Origin of the sequence: Flavobacterium sp. 140616W15, assembly GCF_003668995.1 — a bacterium.
Classification (GTDB): Bacteria; Bacteroidota; Bacteroidia; order Flavobacteriales; family Flavobacteriaceae; genus Flavobacterium.
This window is the reverse complement of record NZ_CP033068.1, coordinates 36,243-54,698: the sequence shown is the minus strand read 5'-3', so window position 1 is coordinate 54,698 and position 18,456 is coordinate 36,243. Positions and strand designations below refer to the sequence as shown.

The following is an 18,456-nucleotide window of genomic DNA, read 5'->3' as shown; positions in this document are numbered from 1 at the left end:
TACACCATTATGGAAAACAAATTTATCCTAACACTAGATCAAGGTACCACCTCCTCTCGAGCCATCATATTCAACCATGATGGCAAAATAGCAAGTATTTCACAAAAACCTTATGAACAAATCTTCCCAAAACCGGGATGGGTTGAACATGATCCTAATGAAATCTGGTATTCACAAATTAGCGTTGCTGCCGAAGTTATTGCAAAGATGGGGATTTCAGGAAAAGAAATTGCTGCAATCGGAATTACTAACCAACGTGAAACAACAATTGTCTGGGACAGAGAAACTAGCGAACCATTATACAACGCTATTGTTTGGCAAGATCGCCGAACAGCAAAATATTGTGACGAATTAAAAGCACAAGGCCTTACAGACATGATCCAAGAAAAAACTGGATTAAAACTAGATGCTTATTTTTCTGGAACTAAGTTAAAATGGATCTTAGATAACGTTAAAGGTGCACGCGAAAAAGCAGAACAAGGAAAACTATGCTTTGGAACTGTAGACACATGGCTAATCTGGAAACTAACCAGAGGCAAGATGTTTATGACAGATGTTTCTAACGCAAGTAGAACCTTACTAATGAACATTCACACATTAGAATGGGATAACGAATTATTGGAATTATTTAATATTCCAAAAGCAATGCTACCTGAAATAAAACAAAGTAGCGAAATATATGGTGAAACTTGTACAACATTATTTTCTACAAAAATTCCAATCGCTGGTGTAGCTGGTGACCAACAAGCTGCTCTTTTTGGACAACTATGCACAGAACCAGGAATGGTAAAAAACACATATGGTACTGGTTGTTTTATGCTAATGAATACTGGCGACAAGCCAGTTTATTCTAAAAACAATTTACTTACAACAGTTGCTTGGAAAATAAACGGCAAAACAACTTATGCACTAGAAGGAAGTGTATTTGTTGGTGGCGCAGCAGTACAATGGCTAAGAGATGGTGCAAAAATGATCGATTCATCTGATGAAATCGAAAGTTTAGCAGCAAGCGTACCTGATAATGGTGGTGTATATTTTGTTCCTGCTTTAACAGGATTAGGCGCACCTCATTGGGATCAATATGCTAGAGGAGCAATTTTTGGTATTACTAGAGGAACAACAAATGCACACATAGCACGTGCTACTATAGAAGGAATTGCATATCAAGTATTCGATCTAGCAAAATCAATGGAGGCCGACTTTGGGAACGAAGGAAAAGAACTAAGAGTTGATGGCGGAGCTGTTGTCAATAATTTAATGTTGCAATTTCAATCAGATTTATTCGGATTTAAAGTAATCAGACCTAAAACTTTAGAAACAACTGCATTAGGAGCTGCATACTTAGCAGGATTAGCTGTAGGATACTGGAAAAGCATAGACGAACTTCAAGAGCAATGGTCAATTGACCGCGAATTCTCTCCAGAAATGCCAAAAGCCGAAGTAGACAAATTGGTACACAACTGGAACAAAGCTGTAGGTCGCACTACAAACTGGATTGAAGACTAGGAAACAAACCATTAAAAAACAAGAAGATGTCACCATTTATCGCAGAAATTATCGGCACAATGCTCGTTATCTTATTAGGTAACGGAGTTGTAGCAAACGTGGTTCTTAAAGGAACAAAAGGAAACAACTCTGGATGGATAGTAATTACTACCGGATGGGCATTTGCAGTCTTTGTAGGCGTAACCGTTTCAGGACCAATTAGTGGCGCGCATCTAAACCCTGCAGTAACACTTGGATTAGCCATTATAGGAAAATTTGCTTGGAGTCAAGTTGCTTCCTACATCATCGCACAATTACTAGGAGCTATGCTCGGCGCATTCTTAGTTTGGCTATTCCATAAAGATCACTTCTCTATCACCGAGGATGAAGGCTCGAAATTAGCCTGTTTTAGTACTATACCAGCAATTAGAAACAACGTATCAAATTTAATTAGCGAAATAATCGGAGCTTTCGTTCTTATTTTCGTAATCTTCTACATTGCAGGTCCAGAGCTTAGCTTTAACTCAGCCACAGATGTCAAAATAGGTCTAGGTTCTATTGGAGCTTTACCAGTTGCTATTTTAGTATGGGCAATTGGACTCTCTTTAGGTGGTACTACAGGTTACGCTATTAATCCTGCGAGAGATTTGGGCCCTCGTATCACACACGCCCTTCTTTTTAAAGGAAGTAGCAATTGGGACTATGCATGGATTCCGATTATAGGACCAATCATAGGATCAGGTTTAGCAGCACTCTTATATATGGCATTACTTTAAATATCTCTTTTATAAAATAAGAAATCATGAAAAAAACACTATTTTTCTCTATAATCTCAATTATAGGGCTAACTGGATACGCTCAAAAAACAGCGGATTCGGATAGTAGTTTCGTTTCAACAGAAAACACAGAACCATCCCGTTTAGACTTTAATGTTGACTTAAAAACAAGCCACCTATGGAGAGGACTTGTCATTAATGACGGTATGACTGCTACTGGAAATATTCATTACACATTTGATAAAAAAAGAAATTTTACAGTCGGAATATGGGGTGGTGCAGGATTTGACGGGAAATACCGTGAAATAAACTACTACATTCAATATCAAAAAAATAATTTTTCAATTGGATTATGGGATTTGTTTAATACTACTGGTATTGAAAACCCTGAAGTATTTAATTACAACAAACTCACATCGACGCATCTTATAGACTTAAGAACTTCGTATCGTTTCCCGGAATCTTTTCCATTGCGAGTAGAAGTTGATATAATACTTTACAGCGGTTTAAAAGACAGACAACTTAATAGCAATAACAGCTACAAAAGCAAATACACAACTTATACCGAATTCAGTTATCCCGCTATCAGAAACCAAAAAGTAAATTTAGACGTTTTCTTAGGAGCAGGCTATGCGCTTAATGGAGATACTTTTCTATACTCAAATAAAACAGAAAGCAGTTTCGGTATTGTAAATACGGGAATAAAAGCAACCAAAGAAATTTCTGTTTTTAATTATAAATTACCTGTTTCAGCAACCGCAATGTGGAATCCTGAAAACAAAATTGCCAGATTGCAACTAGAAGTCAATCTGTTCTAAACTCATTTAGGTTTTTAATTTGTTTGTTAAAACTCTCTTTAAAACAAAGAGAGTTTTTTCATGTTAAGTAAAAATACAAAAACAATGTTAAATCTTCATCTGACATCTTGTCATAATCACTCAAATAATCGTACATTTGTGTCCTTATTAAAATACACTTTTGAAAGTGACTTATGGAAAAGATTATTGAAGAAAGCAAACAAGGCGAAAGTCTTGTTTTAGAAAATAAACCTGAGAATACTAAAAAACTCTTTATAGAAAGTTATGGTTGCGCGATGAATTTTTCAGATAGCGAAATTGTAGCTTCAATTTTATCTGATGGTGGCTACAACACAACTTCGGTTCTTGAAGAAGCTGATTTGGTTCTAGTAAACACCTGTTCTATTCGTGACAAAGCTGAGCAAACTATTCGTAAACGTTTGGAAAAATACAATGCTGTAAAACGTATTAACCCAAAAATGAAAGTTGGAGTTTTGGGATGTATGGCTGAACGTTTAAAAAGTCAGTTTCTAGAAGAAGAAAAAATAGTAGATCTTGTTGTTGGCCCTGATGCTTACAAAGATTTACCTAATTTATTAAGCGAAGTCGAAGAAGGACGCGATGCTATAAACGTAATTTTATCCAAAGATGAAACTTATGGTGATATTTCGCCTGTTCGATTAATGAGCAACGGAATCACAGCATTAGTTTCGATAACCCGTGGCTGTGATAATATGTGCACCTTTTGCGTGGTACCTTTTACTCGTGGACGCGAGCGTAGCCGTGAACCTCAGAGTATTATGAATGAAATTCAAGATCTATGGAACAAAGGCTTTAAAGAAATTACACTATTAGGCCAGAACGTAGATAGTTACTTATGGTACGGTGGTGGATTAAAAAAAGACTTTGTTAGTGCATCAGATATGCAAAAGGCAACGGCAGTAAATTTCGACCAATTATTAGAAATGGTAGCTGTGACTTATCCTAAAATGCGTATTCGTTTCTCGACCTCGAATCCACAAGATATGCACGAAAGTGTTTTACATATTATTGCAAAATATCCTAACATTTGTAAACACATCCATTTACCGGTTCAGTCTGGAAGTAACAGAATCCTAAAAGAGATGAACCGACTGCATACACGTGAAGAATACATGACTTTGATTGACAAAATCAAAACAATAATTCCAAATAGTTCAATATCACAAGATATGATTGCTGGTTTTCCAACAGAAACAGAGCAAGATCACCAAGATACAATGAGCTTAATGGAATATGTAAAGTATAATTTTGGTTATATGTATTCGTATTCTGAACGTCCTGGAACTTTGGCTGGAAGAAAAATGGAAGATGATGTTACCGAAGAAACTAAAGCTAGAAGATTACAAGAAATTGTTGATCTACAACAAAAACACGCTTGGTTTCGTTCTGAAGAATTTATCGGTCAAACTGTAGAAGTTTTAGTTGAAAAAGTTTCTAAAAAATCTAAAGAAGAATTCTCTGGAAGAAATTCACAAAGTATTACTGTAGTTTTTCCTAAAGAAGATTATAAAATTGGTGATTTTGTAAATGTCAAAATCACAAGTTGCACCAGTGGTACATTAAAAGGTGAAGCGATAGGATTGAGCAACATGAATTGATTACTTTTTTTGCCACAGATTAATAGGATTTTAAATGATTTTTATATTATTTTACCTACATTTAATCATGGAGAACAAATTAATTTATGCGACATTATAAAGAAAGTGAGACTTATAAAATTATTGGCATTTGTATGGAAGTACACCGAAATCTTGGACCAGGCTTATTAGAAATAGTTTACAAAGACGCTTTAGAAATAGAATTTAAAGAAAATAATATTCCTTTTGAAAGAGAAAAGGAATATTCAATTGAATACAAAGGCAAAGTTTTGCCTCATAAATTTTATGCAGATTTTATTATTAATGAAGATATCGTTTTAGAGGTAAAAGCAATAAAGGAATTTTCAAATGAACATATAGCTCAGATTATAAATTACATGAAGTTATCTAGCTCAGAAATAGGATTACTTGTTAATTTCCAAACAAAATCCCTTCAATACAAAAGATATATTTCATAAAACACTTAAAAAAATCTGTGAAAATCATTTTAATCTGTGGCAAAAAAACAAAAATATAAATGGAGACAGTTCAAGCTATAAAACAACGTTTTGAAATTATTGGAAATGATCCTAAGCTTAATCGCGCCATAGAAAAAGCAATTCAGGTAGCACCAACCGATATTTCGGTAATGGTAACCGGAGAAAGTGGTGTTGGTAAAGAAAGTATTCCAAAAATTATACATTCACTTTCACATAGAAAACACGGAAAATATATCGCTGTAAACTGTGGTGCAATTCCCGAAGGAACTATTGATAGTGAATTATTTGGCCACGAAAAAGGAGCTTTTACTGGTGCTACAAGTACACGTGAAGGTTATTTTGAAGTTGCCGATGGTGGAACTATATTCCTGGATGAAGTTGGAGAATTACCACTAACAACACAAGTAAGATTACTTCGTGTGCTTGAAAATGGTGAATTTATAAAAGTAGGTTCATCACAAGTACAAAAAACTAATGTAAGAATTGTAGCCGCAACCAACGTAAACCTATTCAACGCTATCGAAAAAGGTAAATTCCGTGAGGATTTATACTACCGTCTGAGTACAGTTGAAATCACTTTACCTCCATTACGTGAGCGTAAAGAGGACATTCACTTATTGTTTAGAAAATTCGTATCTGATTTTGCTCATAAATACAAAATGCCTCCATTAAAACTGGATGATGATGCAGTTCAACTATTACAAAAATTTAGATGGAACGGTAACGTTCGTCAATTACGAAATGTAGCCGAGCAAATTTCAGTTCTAGAAACGAATCGGGATATCACTCTTGCAACATTACAATCTTATCTACCAACAGAAGGTCCAAATTTACCTTCCGTAATTAATGAGAAGAAAAATGATAGCGACTTTAATACCGAAAGAGAGATTTTATACAAAGTTCTTTTTGACATGAAAAGTGATTTGCATGACTTAAAAAAACTTACACTTGAGTTAATGCAAAATGGTAATGCAAATGTACAAGAAGCCAATAAAAACTTAATCAAAAAAATATATGGTTCACAAGAAAATGATAGTGAAATTGATTTTGAAGAAGAACCAAGAACTGCTGTTATGACCACTCCTAGTCGGGAGGAACAATACCAGTCTTCTAATGAAGATAATTATTTATTTGCAGAAACAATCGAAGAAGAAGAGGTTTTACGATTGGAGCAAAAAGAAATCGAAATGATTAAAAAATCATTAGAAAAAAACAAAGGAAAACGAAAAGCCGCAGCAGACGAACTAGGGATTTCGGAACGAACTTTGTATAGAAAAATAAAACAATTTGATTTGTAAAATAACACATTCAAATTGTGTAAAAATTGACAACTAAAATAAATACCTTTGGGGCTTTTAAAAAATAAAATGAGAAATATACAGTACCTAATTATAATTGTAATTGTTTTTACTTTTAGTAGCTGTTCCGTTTACAACTTTACAGGAACGGGTAAAATAGATGCAAAAACATTTCAAGTAAATTACTTCCAGAACAACGCTGATTTAATTGAACCAGGATTAGATCGTACTTTTACTTTACAATTACAAGATTTAATCCAAAACCAAACCAACTTAAACTTAGTGAGTTCAGGTGCGGATTTAATGTACGAAGGAGAGATTACAGATTACAGAATTAGTCCGATGACTGCAACTGCAGATCAACAGGCATCACAAAACAGATTAAAAATTCGTGTAAACGTACGATTCACTAATAGAAAGAAAGAAACAGATGATTTTGAAAAATCATTCGAATTTTATTATGACTACCCGGCACGAGATCAACTTATAGGGCCAATAAAAGATACAGCTATAAAAGAAATTCTTGACCGTATTACCCAAGATATATTTAATGAGTCATTAGCAAAATGGTAAAAAGGTTAATTCGTTTAATTGGTTAATCGTTAATTCGATTCAAAAAAAGACGAGTATACAAATAAACAATTTAAACGATTAAATAACAGAATATAATGAATGTTAACGATTATACTTACCTAATAAATAGACCCGATGCTATTTCCGAAAAGCAAACGGATGAATTAGGTAATGTATTGAATGAATTTCCTTATTTCCAAAGTGCAAGAGCATTGCGATTAAAAGGACTTTATAGTCAAAACAGTTTTAAGTATAATTATGCCTTAAAAGTTACTGCTGCACATACAACAGATAGAGCTATTTTATTTGACTTTATAACATCTGAAACTTTTTCAACCATTCAAAAAGAATATTACGACAAGAAAGCTTTAGCTCTTTTGGATATAAATGTTATTGATAGCGAACATCTTTTACCTGAAGTTCTAATTGAAGACGAAACAATAGAAGTGATAGAAAAAGTAGAACCTATAAAAATTATAGATCCTATCGAACAATCTATCCTTACTTCTATAAAAGAAGCTTCAATTCCTACTATCGAAGTAAATTTAGAAACTACAGAACAGGCCATAGAAATTGCAGAACAAAATCTAGAATTAGGAAAACCTCTGGATTTTTCTGCAAAAGAAAAACATTCCTTCCAAGAATGGCTTCAACTTTCTAGAACAGAACCTATTGAACGAAAAGAGGAAAAGAAGAAAGAAAACAAAGAAGAAAAACAAGAAGTTCCTCCTATTGAAATAGACAATTCTTTAATCGAAATCAACGAAGAAAAAAGAAAAAAGCGGAATTAATCGATAAATTCATCGAAACTAGTCCAAAAATTTCTCCTGTAAAATCTACTACAACAGTTGCTGCTAACATTCAGATAGACATCAATAGAGATGACAATTCTTACTTAATGACTGAGACTTTGGCTAAGGTATATTTAGAACAAAAAAATACACTAAAGCAATACAAGCATATGAAATATTAATTTTGAAATATCCAGAAAAAATTAGTTTCTTTGCAGACCGTATATCGGATATTAAGACATTACAACAAAATAACAATAATAATTAAACAATGAGCACATTTTCAATTTTTTTAGTTTTAATCACAATAGTTTGTTTTCTATTGATCGTAGTAATCATGGTTCAAAACCCTAAAGGTGGAGGATTATCTTCAACAATTAGTGGATCTCAAATGTTAGGTGGTGTACAAAAAACAACTGACTTTTTAGACAAAAGTACTTGGACATTAGCAACAATCTTAATTGCATTAATCTTGCTTTCTAGTTTAAGTTTCACAGGATCTTTAAGTGATGTAGAATCTAAACTTATCGAGAAATCTGCTACTACAGCTCCAAGCACAACGCCTGCTGCTCCAGTTCAAGAAACACCTGCTGCGACTAACCCAGCAAAATAATACATTCTTTATAGAATACAAAAATGCCAGCCTGTCAAAGCTGGCATTTTTTATAAGAAATAATGTCAGTTTATTCAAGGTGGCACAGTTTCTGAAAGTTTATAAACAAACAAAAATTATAAACATAACATAATTATAAAATCATGACTTTAAACATTAAACCGCTTTCAGATCGCGTACTTATTGAGCCAGTTGCAGCAGAGACTAAAACTGCGTCAGGGATTTTTATTCCAGATACTGCCAAAGAAAAACCGCAAAAAGGGACTGTTGTAGCTGTAGGAAATGGTACTAAAGACCATACTATGACTGTTAAAATTGGAGATACAGTACTTTATGGTAAATATGCAGGGACTGAATTAAAACATGAAGGAACTGATTATTTGATTATGCGTGAGGACGATATCTTAGCGATAATCTAAAAAGCATAAGTCTCTAGAATTAAGTATCAGGTAAAACCTGAAACAACTCAAACCTTAAACTAAATTAAAAGAAATGGCAAAAGATATAAAATTTGATATTGAAGCACGTGACGGATTAAAGCGTGGTGTTGATGCATTGGCAAATGCAGTAAAAGTAACTTTAGGACCAAAAGGACGTAACGTAATCATTGGAAAATCTTTTGGTGGACCAAACGTAACTAAAGATGGTGTTACAGTTGCAAAAGAAATCGAATTAAAAGACCCATTAGAAAATATGGGAGCTCAAATGGTTAAAGAAGTAGCTTCAAAAACTAATGATTTAGCTGGAGACGGTACTACAACTGCTACGGTTTTAGCACAAGCAATCGTAAAAGAAGGTTTGAAAAACGTAGCTGCAGGAGCTAATCCAATGGATTTAAAACGTGGAATTGATAAAGCTGTTGAAACTATCGTTGCAGACTTAGCTAAACAAGCTAAAGTTGTTGGAAGTGATTCAGAAAAAATAAAACAAATTGCATCTATCTCTGCAAATAACGACGAAGTAATTGGTGAATTAATCGCTACTGCTTTCGCAAAAGTTGGAAAAGAAGGTGTTATTACTGTTGAAGAAGCAAAAGGAACAGATACATTCGTAGATGTTGTTGAAGGAATGCAGTTTGACAGAGGATACTTATCTCCATATTTCGTTACAAATCCTGAAAAAATGGAAGTAGAATTAGAGAGCCCATACATCCTTTTGTATGACAAAAAAGTTTCTTCTTTAAAAGAACTTTTACCAGTTCTAGAGCCAGTAGCTCAATCAGGAAAACCATTATTAATTATTGCTGAAGATGTTGATGGAGAAGCTTTATCAACTCTAGTAGTAAATAAATTACGTGGAGCATTAAAAATTGCTGCTGTAAAAGCACCAGGTTTTGGTGATAGAAGAAAAGCAATGCTTGAAGATATTGCTATCTTAACTGGTGGAACCGTAATCTCTGAAGAAAGAGGTTATACATTAGAAAACACTACAATCGAAATGTTAGGTACTTCTAAAAAAGTAACTATCGATAAAGACAACACTACAATTGTAAGTGGCGCTGGTGAAGCAGACATGATTAAAAATCGTGTAAACCAAATTAAAGGTCAAATGGAAGCTACAACTTCTGATTATGACAAAGAAAAATTACAGGAACGTTTGGCTAAATTAGCTGGTGGTGTTGCTGTACTTTATGTTGGTGCTGCATCTGAAGTAGAAATGAAAGAGAAAAAGACAGAGTTGATGATGCATTACATGCTACTCGTGCTGCAGTTGAAGAAGGAATTGTTGCAGGTGGTGGAGTTGCATTGTTAAGAGCTAAAAACGCTTTAAGCGAAATAAAAGCTGACAATGCTGATGAAGCAACTGGAATTCAAATCGTATCTCGCGCAGTAGAAGCTCCATTAAGAACTATCGTTGAAAACGCTGGTCTTGAAGGTTCTGTTGTTGTTGCTAAAGTTGCTGAAGGTACTGGTGATTTTGGATACAATGCAAAAACTGACGAGTATGTAGATATGCTTAAAGCAGGTATTATCGATCCTAAAAAAGTAACTCGTGTAGCTTTAGAAAATGCCGCTTCTGTAGCAGGTATGATCTTAACTACTGAATGTGCTTTGATTGATATTAAAGAAGACAATGCAGGCGGAAACCCAATGGGTGGAGGTATGCCAGGAATGATGTAATACTATTCCAGACTTAAGTCTAAAAATAAAATCCGAAGTTTTTCATAGCTTCGGATTTTTTTTGCTTTGATTTGAAAATCTATTTCCCTTTTATTTCTATATTTTAAAAACAACTATTTAGCTCAAAACACAACTAAATAGCCTGTTGTAATGCAATCTCTTTTATACTGTCAAGAAAGATAATCTAAGTAGCAATCAAACAGATTACCATATAATGAACAACCCAATTGTCCCTGACAAAATATAGAAATAAAAAATCCGAAGTGTATAACTTCGGATTTTTTATTTAAACATCTACTACTCTATTTTATCTGCCGGTCTTTTCTTTAGTAACTTCATTAAAACTGGAAAAGTCGTTATGATAACAATAATTATAATAATGTATTCGATATGTTGCTTCAAATCAACTCCTTGTTTCAAAAATATCCCATAGAGGTAATGTCCTGAAAAGATTAAGATAAAAGCCCATAAAAATGAACTTAATATATTATAAAACATAAATTTCTTTTTATCCATAGACACAATTCCTGCAACTATAGGTGCAAATGTTCTAAAAATTGGTAAAAAACGTGCATAGATTATAGCTTTACCTCCATATTTTTCAAAGAAATCTTTTGACTGCAATAAGTATTTCTTCTTAAACCAAAAAGTATCTTCTTTTTTAAATAAATAATAACCGCTTTTGGCTCCAAACCAATATCCAGTCATATTACCTAAAATTCCTGAAATAGCTACCATTAAAGAAAGAAGAAAAACATTTATAAAATCATTTTCTATATAAACCATGTTCTGAATTAATTCACGGCTATAAATTCCAGCTAAAAAAGTAAGCTATCACCAGGTAAAAAGAAACCTGCAAAAAGTCCTGTTTCGGCAAAAACTATAAATATAACAATGTATAAACCAATTTGAACTCCACCTAAGGTAAGGGTAATATAAAACTCTGGATTAATTAATTGAGTCCAATCAAAATTATTCATATAAGCGATTTATTCGTTAAATTTATAAGTTGGTGAAAGTAATAATAAATTAGTTTAACCACAATAAATTGGGATATTTTAAAGTTTTATTAACGCTAAAAAAAGCCCCAACCCTCAGTTAAGCATCAATATTATTTTCTTTCATATTGACAGCACGCAGGAAGTCCATCATAAACATCTTGTGTAGTCTTCGCAGCATCAGTATCATGACCTACTTTAGCAATAGCATTTTTTACATCTACAAGAGAAGTTTTCTCTTCATTCAGGATTAAATTTAGTTTATGCGTACCAATATCCCATGTTGCCGATTTCACTCCCGAAACACTAAAAGCTGCTTTTTCTATTCGTTTTTTACAATCCTCGCAATTACCATTTACCTCTGTATCATACTTTGCATTTTTATTCTTTTTATCTTGTGCCTGAGCAGCAAATGAGAAAAAAGTAAGCAGTAGAACTATTATTACATTCTTATTCATCATTTTTCTATTCTTTTTTTGGAATTCGTGAGTCTTCGGTTTCATTTTGCTTTATTTTAAAGGTTTATTAAATTTATTTAAGTTTTTTTATTTTATTTTAAAACGTAATCCCGCGTAATACATTTGTCCAAAAACTGGAGCATATACAATCGATGCGTCAAAATTTGGTCCAAACGGATTGTCACTACCTAAAATCGCTTTGTTTTGTCGGTAATTCCCAATATTCTCCCCTCCTACATACACTTCAAAAACATCAGAGAAGACTCTTGTTACTTGTGCATTCATTAAAGAATACGAAGGTGAAAACTCAGGCAATCTATCTTTCTCTGGATTTGAAGCTGTATTTGGCAATTGTTGCTCTCCAATCCAATTAAAAGTATAATCTATTTTCCATTGTTTTCCATCAACAAGATTAGTTTCGTATTCTAGATTACCAAAAAAACGATGTTTTGCTTGTAATGGTCTTTCAAAATTTCCAGATAAATAATCGGTTCGAATATCATAATATTTATAAGCTGAACGGAAATTAAAATTCTTTAGTAATTCATAGTTAAATTCAACTTGTAAACTATTAGCATATGATTTCCCATTTAAATTATAAAACAGAACTTCTTGCGGGCTTTGCATTACATCTACAACAACCTGATTCTGGAAATCAGTTCTGTATAAATCAAAAACCACTTCGGCATGCTTATTAAAAAGAGAAAACTTTTGCGAAAAACTCAATCCGTAATTCCAAGCAATTTCCGGATTCATTCCATAAATTTTTCCGTTATTATCCAAAATAGAAAACACTCTTGAACTAGCAAACAATTGTTGATTTTCAGCAAAAACATTAGCAGAACGCTTCCCTCTTCCTGCTGAAAATCTCAAAACTGCTTTCTCCCAAGGATTATATCGTACATGTAAACGTGGAGTTACAAAAGTCCCTAAACGATTATGATTATCAATTCTCCCTCCTAAAATAACACTAAAATTATCCGTGTTATCATATGTATATTCAAAGAAAGCTCCAACAGAATTATCGATTCGGCTATAATCATTTACATTTACAAACTCCTGATATTGATCGTATGTAAAATTTAACCCTGCAGCAAATTTATTCTTAGTGTTATCAATAATTGAATTAAAAATCAAATTAGAATAGTAACTATTCTGTTTGATATCATATTGATTTAAACCAAAATAAGATCTCTGATTGTGACTATTAAACGCATTCTGAAAACCAATACTCTGATAAGGCATATCTGGAAAAACATAACCAATTTTAGTAGCTACATCAATTCGTTCCGTGTTAATTTCTGACCCCCAATAATTCGTTGTCCCTTTATCACGATCCTTATCAAAATCTAGCTCGCCAGTTTGCTTTTTATCATTCATGTATCTAAGATTAACAAAACCAACCCAGCCTTTCTCAGCATTCGTATATTGATAACGGTTCAAAATATTGATTTGTTTCCCTAATGGATTATCCAAAAACCCATCATCGTTCATATCTGTTTTTGCAACTCGTGCATTACCATGAACTAATAAACTTGTTGCCCATTTATCAGAAAGCTGCTTAGTAAAATGAGTGTTTAATTCGAAACGAGAATCAGTAGAACCATATGCATTTAAGAAAAATGGGATATCATTCATTGGTTTTAACAACTCAGTATTTATTTGTCCCGAGATACTTTCATACCCATTTACAACACTACCTGCACCTTTGGTAATCTGGATACTTTCAACCCAAGTTCCAGGGGTAAATGATAATCCATAGGCTTGAGAAGCCCCTCGAACAGAAGGAACATTTTCTTCGGTAATCATCAAATACGGACTCGTAAGCCCCAGCATTTTAATTTGTTTTGTTCCAGTTAACGCATCCGAAAAGCTTACATCAATAGATGGATTTGTTTCGAAACTTTCGGCCAGATTACAACAAGCAGCTTTAAGCAATTCTTTACTTGTTATAAGTGACGTATTTCCTGTAAGAGTATATGATTTTTTAATTCCTTTTTGCTTCTTTACAATTTTTACTTCGTCCAAATTCTCTTGAGCAAGAGCAGGAATACAAAGTAAAAGCATAGCGAAAAATGCTATATTTTTTTTCATGAGTATAATTTTAATATTTAAATAAATAGATTCAAACCATAACAAATGGTTTGACTTTAAAAAACATTAAAATCAGGCGTAAAATATATATTGTTGATAGAGCTTAAATAGCGGAGGTGCATGAGCATCGCTATAATAAGTGTTTAACTGTTTGCTCTTAAATTTTGGAATAAATAAAAAAACAACTGCTTTAAATTCTTGAAAGGTAAAAGGGAAATCAAGCTGAAATAAAAATGTTTTAATAGTAGCTGTATCTGATTTTTTCTCAAAATGAACTACTTTATCCTTACAGCATGATGCTTTCTTTTTGGTAGCAATCTCACAACATTTCTTAACTGGAGGTGCTTCTAAAGTTTTATTCAATGAAATCGAGGCTAGCTTACCTCCACAATAATGTACATCAAAAGCTAATCCTACATTGGAGACCAATAGTAGAAATGCTAAAAACAAACTAGTACATCTTTTTATATTCATATCGTTTGTAAAATTAGCATTATAATCAATTACACAAATGAAATTCTTGTTAAAAAATTAAAAATTACTTTTTTTATAATTCAAACTCCTGCCCCATCAAAGGAATAACACAATTGAAACCATATTTCTCTTTAATTTTTATACGAAGAGCATCTGCTGGAACATTTTCTCCATGAACCAAAAAACTTTTTTAGGTTTATTATCTAATACAGAAAGCCATGCAAGTAAATCATCCTGATCTCCATGAGCCGAAAGCCCTCCTATTTCTAAAATTTTTGCTTTAACTGGAAAATATTTTCCACGTATTTTAATCTCATCCGCACCTTCTAATAATTTCCTACCACGAGTCCCTTCAGCTTGGTAACCTACAATAATTACTGTAGTTTCTCGCATTCCTATATAATGCTCAAAATAATTCAAAACTCTTCCTCCTGTAGCCATTCCGCTCGCCGCAATAATAACTTTTGGACTTTTGTTATAAATAACATCCATTGTTTCCTGATAATCCGAGACTAAAGAAAACATTTTAGACATTCCTATGCATTCCTCCATCGTAAGTTTATGCCATTCTTTATTATTAATAAATATTTCCAGAGCACTAATTCCCATGGGGGTATCTATAATATATGGGATATTCGGAATCCGATTTTCCTTCTTTAGTTGCCATAATAAGAACATAATACTCTGTGCTCGTTCTACAGCAAAACTGGGGATAATTACCGTTCCTTTTTTCTGGAAAGTAGTATTAATATGCTTCTCAAGCTCTTCTTTTGGATCTGTATCAGGATGCAATCGGTTTCCGTATGTGCTTTCTAAAAATATATAATCTCCTTTTTGGGGTTTTTCAGGAGGAAACAATAATACATCATCATCTCGACCAATATCTCCTGAAAAAACTAACGTTTTTTTCTCAACTGTCAACGCAATACTACACGCTCCCATAATATGTCCTGCAGTAGAAAAAACTGCTGAAATATCTGTTTCTAGAAGAAAGGGTTCATTAATTTTGACTACTCTAAAAAGTGGAAAAACTTTCTTAGCCTGATCTACCGTATAAAGCGGTTCTGCAATTTCATGACTTGAATATTGCTCTTCGTTGGCCTTATTTGCCTCTTCTTCCTGAATCTTTGCACTGTCTAAAAGAATAAGTTTAGCTATTTCTTTTGTTGGACCTGAACAATATATCTTTCCTTTAAACCCCTGATACACCAATCTTGGTAACAAACCACAATGATCTAAGTGCCCATGGGTAAGTAATACAAAATCTATAGTTGAAGGCTCAACCGACAAAGGCTCCCAATTAAGTTCTCGTAAAGGTTTTATCCCTTGAAACTGTCCGCAATCAATTAAAATCCTAACACCATTACTCTCAATTAATGTTTTAGAGCCCGTAACAGTTCCCGCACCACCAATGAATTTAACTTTCATTTGATTCAAATTTAAATTACATAAAATAAAAAACTATACTTTTAAGAATACCTACACAACTCCGATGCTTCTTTTATAATACCTTTTATTCTTTGAGAACTCAATCCTATTTCTTCTAAGCAATAGCGATTATTTAACAACTCTCTTACTAAAATCACATCCAAAGCCAATAACTTATCTTTTTCGGCAAGTGTCAGTGTGGTCAAACAAGTTATAGGATATAAATTATTATTCTCATTTTTTGTTCTCAAATTATTATTTGCAGGATAATCCCAACTTAATAAATTCAATCCAGAACATGTTCCAAAAGTCATTGCATCTAATGTAAATCTATTATTGGTAACTATCCAGCATTCTGAAATAGCATCTTTCTCTGCAAAAACAAGATGTTTTCTTTCTTTAAGATCATTAAATCTAGACAAAATATACATCGGTACTTTTACATCTGTAGATGCTTCTTTTCCCATATGAAATTTACACTCAATCATTCCAATGACATTATTTTTCTTTACCAAAACATCTACTTCGTGCGAAACACACTTTCCTTGTAGCGTTAAATTAGTTCTCGTTTCATAATTTTCAATGGAGAAAAGTCTAGCGATATATTTTTCGAAGTAAAAACCTGCAGGTCCTAATAACTGAATGGCTTCTTTTAAGTTATAACGTGCAGCATGAGAATGAGATTTTTTTCGTAGCAGATTAAAAGCCATCTTATAAATTCTCTTGGTAGAAATACCTTCGTAAATTTCTTTTTCTATTGTTTGTAGAACTTCTTGAACAATTAATTGGTTTGCACCCGAATTCAACAGAGACTTCTCTAATTTCTTCCTGTCAAAAACAACAAAATCTCCTGATTTTTTTACAACTTTCATCTGTTCCTTAACTTGATCATTAAAACAAAACAAACCGACTAATAAAGATACGAAAAAAAAGAGCTATTTACTTAGCTTTTGATAATAAAATCCCGGAATGAACAACAGTATAAAAATAGGTTGGATTAAAAATCGACGCACATAAAAAAGCATCAAATTATTATGATTAGCGTAGAAATAAACAACACCAGAAAAAGTAATGATTAAAACCAGAAAAAAACAACATATAAAATCGAAGCGAATTTCACCATTTCAATTTCTTCAAAAGCACATAAATAATTCCCAATGATAGAATCGTATTTAATGTGTATCGAAACAGCAATCCGAAAAATAAACGAAGCGAATCAAATTCAGGCAAAGGAAGCACTTCATAATCTCTTTCAAAATAAACTAGAAAAGGATCATAAAACAACTGACTTTCAAAAGCCCTTACACCTACTAAAAGAAGCACAAAAACAATTAGGAGAAAAATTCTCAACTTATTTTCAAGAATATTATTTAGCATATTTAGAAAATTTACTTACCCAAATAATCCACAGAATAAAAACCAATCCATAAATCACCAATGGAAAAAGAACCCCATGCAAAATATGTGATTTCTCTGGAAAATAATATAACAATGTGCACAATGATGCTATTCTAAAAATATTAAGGACATAAATAAAAAGACAACCTCCTAAAATATAAAGTAACGTTGGTTTTAATTTCCCTGAAAAGGCAACTATAAAAGATACAAATAAAATAATAACACTAATTGCATTACAACCTTCCACAATTGAAGCAACTGTTTTTTGATTATACAATATCCTTACATACGGCTCTGAAGGGATTTTCACGAATTCAACATCATCTTTAAACAATCGCAATAATTGCTCCGTATGATACGCAACTAAATTTGTTATTCCGTCTAACTTACCTGTAGTTCCAAAACTGCTCAAATAAAATTGATAAACCAATGTCAATATAATATAAGTTGCAAAAAATGCACCTATAAAAAGAAGAAAGGGCTTATACTCAATTAAATATTTTTTCAAGACAAATTTTTAACAAATTTATGTATTTTTTGATTTGGCTTTAAATACTTTTGTATAAAAACAAAATAAGATGACATTTCAAGAATTACAACCAAAAATAACTGCGATTGTAGCAGACACAAATCACTCAAGAGATGAGAAACTATTAAACATTTGTCAATTATTAAGTGACAATATAGATTACTACAACTGGGTTGGCTTTTATTTTGCTAATCATGAAAACAAAACATTGCATTTAGGCCCTTATGTAGGAGCTGAAACGGATCATACTGTTATTCCTTTTGGCAAAGGAATTTGCGGACAAGTTGCCGTTTCTAACGAAAACTTTGTAGTCCCAGATGTAGCTGCTCAGGATAATTATATTGCTTGTAGCTTTACTGTAAAATCAGAAATTGTTGTTCCTTTATTTGTTGACGGAGTAAATATTGGTCAAATTGATATTGATAGTCACGTACTTGACCCATTTACTGAAGCTGATGAAAAGTTTTTAGAATTTGTTAATCAAGAAGTTGCCAAACTGTATTAG

The 18,456-nt window shown here is 32.7% G+C and carries 18 protein-coding genes and 3 pseudogenes; 12 read left to right on the top strand and 9 right to left on the bottom strand.

Annotated elements, in window-relative coordinates; genetic code table 11:
• The first annotated feature begins 9 nt into the window (after positions 1-9).
• From glpK to groL, 11 genes and pseudogenes are all read left to right on the top strand, one after another.
• The gene (gene glpK, locus EAG11_RS00290) at positions 10-1,506 is read left to right on the top strand and encodes a glycerol kinase GlpK (protein ID WP_129537356.1); all 1,497 of its coding nucleotides are present in this window, start codon (positions 10-12) and stop codon (positions 1,504-1,506) included.
• Positions 1,507-1,532: 26 nt separating this feature from the next.
• Complete coding sequence (locus EAG11_RS00285) at positions 1,533-2,261, top strand: MIP/aquaporin family protein (protein WP_129537355.1); 729 nt, start codon at positions 1,533-1,535, stop codon at positions 2,259-2,261.
• 26 nt (positions 2,262-2,287) lie between these two features.
• Positions 2,288-3,079, top strand: coding sequence for a hypothetical protein (locus EAG11_RS00280; protein ID WP_129537354.1), 792 nt, complete (start codon positions 2,288-2,290; stop codon positions 3,077-3,079).
• Between the two features lie 173 nt (positions 3,080-3,252).
• Positions 3,253-4,698, top strand: coding sequence for a tRNA (N6-isopentenyl adenosine(37)-C2)-methylthiotransferase MiaB (gene miaB / locus EAG11_RS00275; RefSeq protein WP_129537353.1), 1,446 nt, complete (start codon positions 3,253-3,255; stop codon positions 4,696-4,698).
• A gap of 86 nt (positions 4,699-4,784) precedes the next feature.
• Positions 4,785-5,156, top strand: coding sequence for a GxxExxY protein (locus tag EAG11_RS00270; protein ID WP_129537352.1), 372 nt, complete (start codon positions 4,785-4,787; stop codon positions 5,154-5,156).
• Between the two features lie 59 nt (positions 5,157-5,215).
• Entirely contained in the window at positions 5,216-6,475 is a 1,260-nt protein-coding gene (locus EAG11_RS00265) for a sigma-54-dependent Fis family transcriptional regulator (RefSeq protein ID WP_129537351.1), read from the top strand.
• A gap of 69 nt (positions 6,476-6,544) precedes the next feature.
• Positions 6,545-7,048 (top strand): LptE family protein, encoded by a 504-nt coding sequence (locus EAG11_RS00260; protein WP_129537350.1) that lies wholly within the window; start codon positions 6,545-6,547, stop codon positions 7,046-7,048.
• A 95-nt stretch (positions 7,049-7,143) separates the two neighbouring features.
• The gene (locus EAG11_RS00255; RefSeq protein ID WP_371414616.1) at positions 7,144-7,839 is read left to right on the top strand and encodes a hypothetical protein; all 696 of its coding nucleotides are present in this window, start codon (positions 7,144-7,146) and stop codon (positions 7,837-7,839) included.
• Positions 7,840-8,110: 271 nt separating this feature from the next.
• The gene (secG, locus tag EAG11_RS00250; RefSeq protein WP_129537349.1) at positions 8,111-8,452 is read left to right on the top strand and encodes a preprotein translocase subunit SecG; all 342 of its coding nucleotides are present in this window, start codon (positions 8,111-8,113) and stop codon (positions 8,450-8,452) included.
• 143 nt (positions 8,453-8,595) lie between these two features.
• A complete protein-coding gene (gene groES, locus EAG11_RS00245; protein ID WP_129537348.1) occupies positions 8,596-8,871 on the top strand; it encodes a co-chaperone GroES in 276 nt (91 codons plus the stop codon).
• A 73-nt stretch (positions 8,872-8,944) separates the two neighbouring features.
• A pseudogene (groL, locus tag EAG11_RS00240) lies at positions 8,945-10,572 on the top strand (chaperonin GroEL).
• A 297-nt stretch (positions 10,573-10,869) separates the two neighbouring features.
• Here the strand turns inward: groL and EAG11_RS00235 are convergent.
• The 9 genes and pseudogenes from EAG11_RS00235 to xrtF form a co-directional block, all read right to left on the bottom strand.
• Positions 10,870-11,552, bottom strand: a pseudogene (locus EAG11_RS00235) (DedA family protein).
• A 131-nt stretch (positions 11,553-11,683) separates the two neighbouring features.
• Positions 11,684-12,073 (bottom strand): heavy-metal-associated domain-containing protein, encoded by a 390-nt coding sequence (locus EAG11_RS00230; protein ID WP_230604473.1) that lies wholly within the window; start codon positions 12,071-12,073, stop codon positions 11,684-11,686.
• A 42-nt stretch (positions 12,074-12,115) separates the two neighbouring features.
• A complete protein-coding gene (locus EAG11_RS00225; protein ID WP_129537347.1) occupies positions 12,116-14,122 on the bottom strand; it encodes a TonB-dependent siderophore receptor in 2,007 nt (668 codons plus the stop codon).
• Positions 14,123-14,194: 72 nt separating this feature from the next.
• Positions 14,195-14,596 (bottom strand): hypothetical protein, encoded by a 402-nt coding sequence (locus EAG11_RS00220; protein WP_129537346.1) that lies wholly within the window; start codon positions 14,594-14,596, stop codon positions 14,195-14,197.
• A 73-nt stretch (positions 14,597-14,669) separates the two neighbouring features.
• Positions 14,670-16,024, bottom strand: a pseudogene (locus EAG11_RS00215) (MBL fold metallo-hydrolase RNA specificity domain-containing protein).
• 41 nt (positions 16,025-16,065) lie between these two features.
• A complete protein-coding gene (locus EAG11_RS00210) occupies positions 16,066-16,896 on the bottom strand; it encodes an ATP cone domain-containing protein (RefSeq protein ID WP_129537345.1) in 831 nt (276 codons plus the stop codon).
• Between the two features lie 63 nt (positions 16,897-16,959).
• Positions 16,960-17,097 carry an exosortase F system-associated protein gene (locus EAG11_RS22565; RefSeq protein WP_256387090.1) on the bottom strand — a complete coding sequence of 46 codons (138 nt, stop codon included), beginning with the start codon at positions 17,095-17,097 and terminating at the stop codon, positions 16,960-16,962.
• 43 nt (positions 17,098-17,140) lie between these two features.
• A complete protein-coding gene (locus EAG11_RS22560) occupies positions 17,141-17,401 on the bottom strand; it encodes an exosortase F system-associated protein (RefSeq protein ID WP_256387078.1) in 261 nt (86 codons plus the stop codon).
• Entirely contained in the window at positions 17,391-17,930 is a 540-nt protein-coding gene (gene xrtF / locus EAG11_RS00200) for an exosortase family protein XrtF (RefSeq protein WP_129537344.1), read from the bottom strand. The genes EAG11_RS22560 and xrtF overlap by 11 nt, the downstream gene beginning before the upstream one ends.
• Positions 17,931-18,000: 70 nt before the next feature.
• On the opposite strand from xrtF, the gene EAG11_RS00195 reads away from it, so the two are divergent.
• Positions 18,001-18,456, top strand: a complete 456-nt coding sequence (locus EAG11_RS00195) for a GAF domain-containing protein (protein WP_129537343.1) — start codon at positions 18,001-18,003, stop codon at positions 18,454-18,456.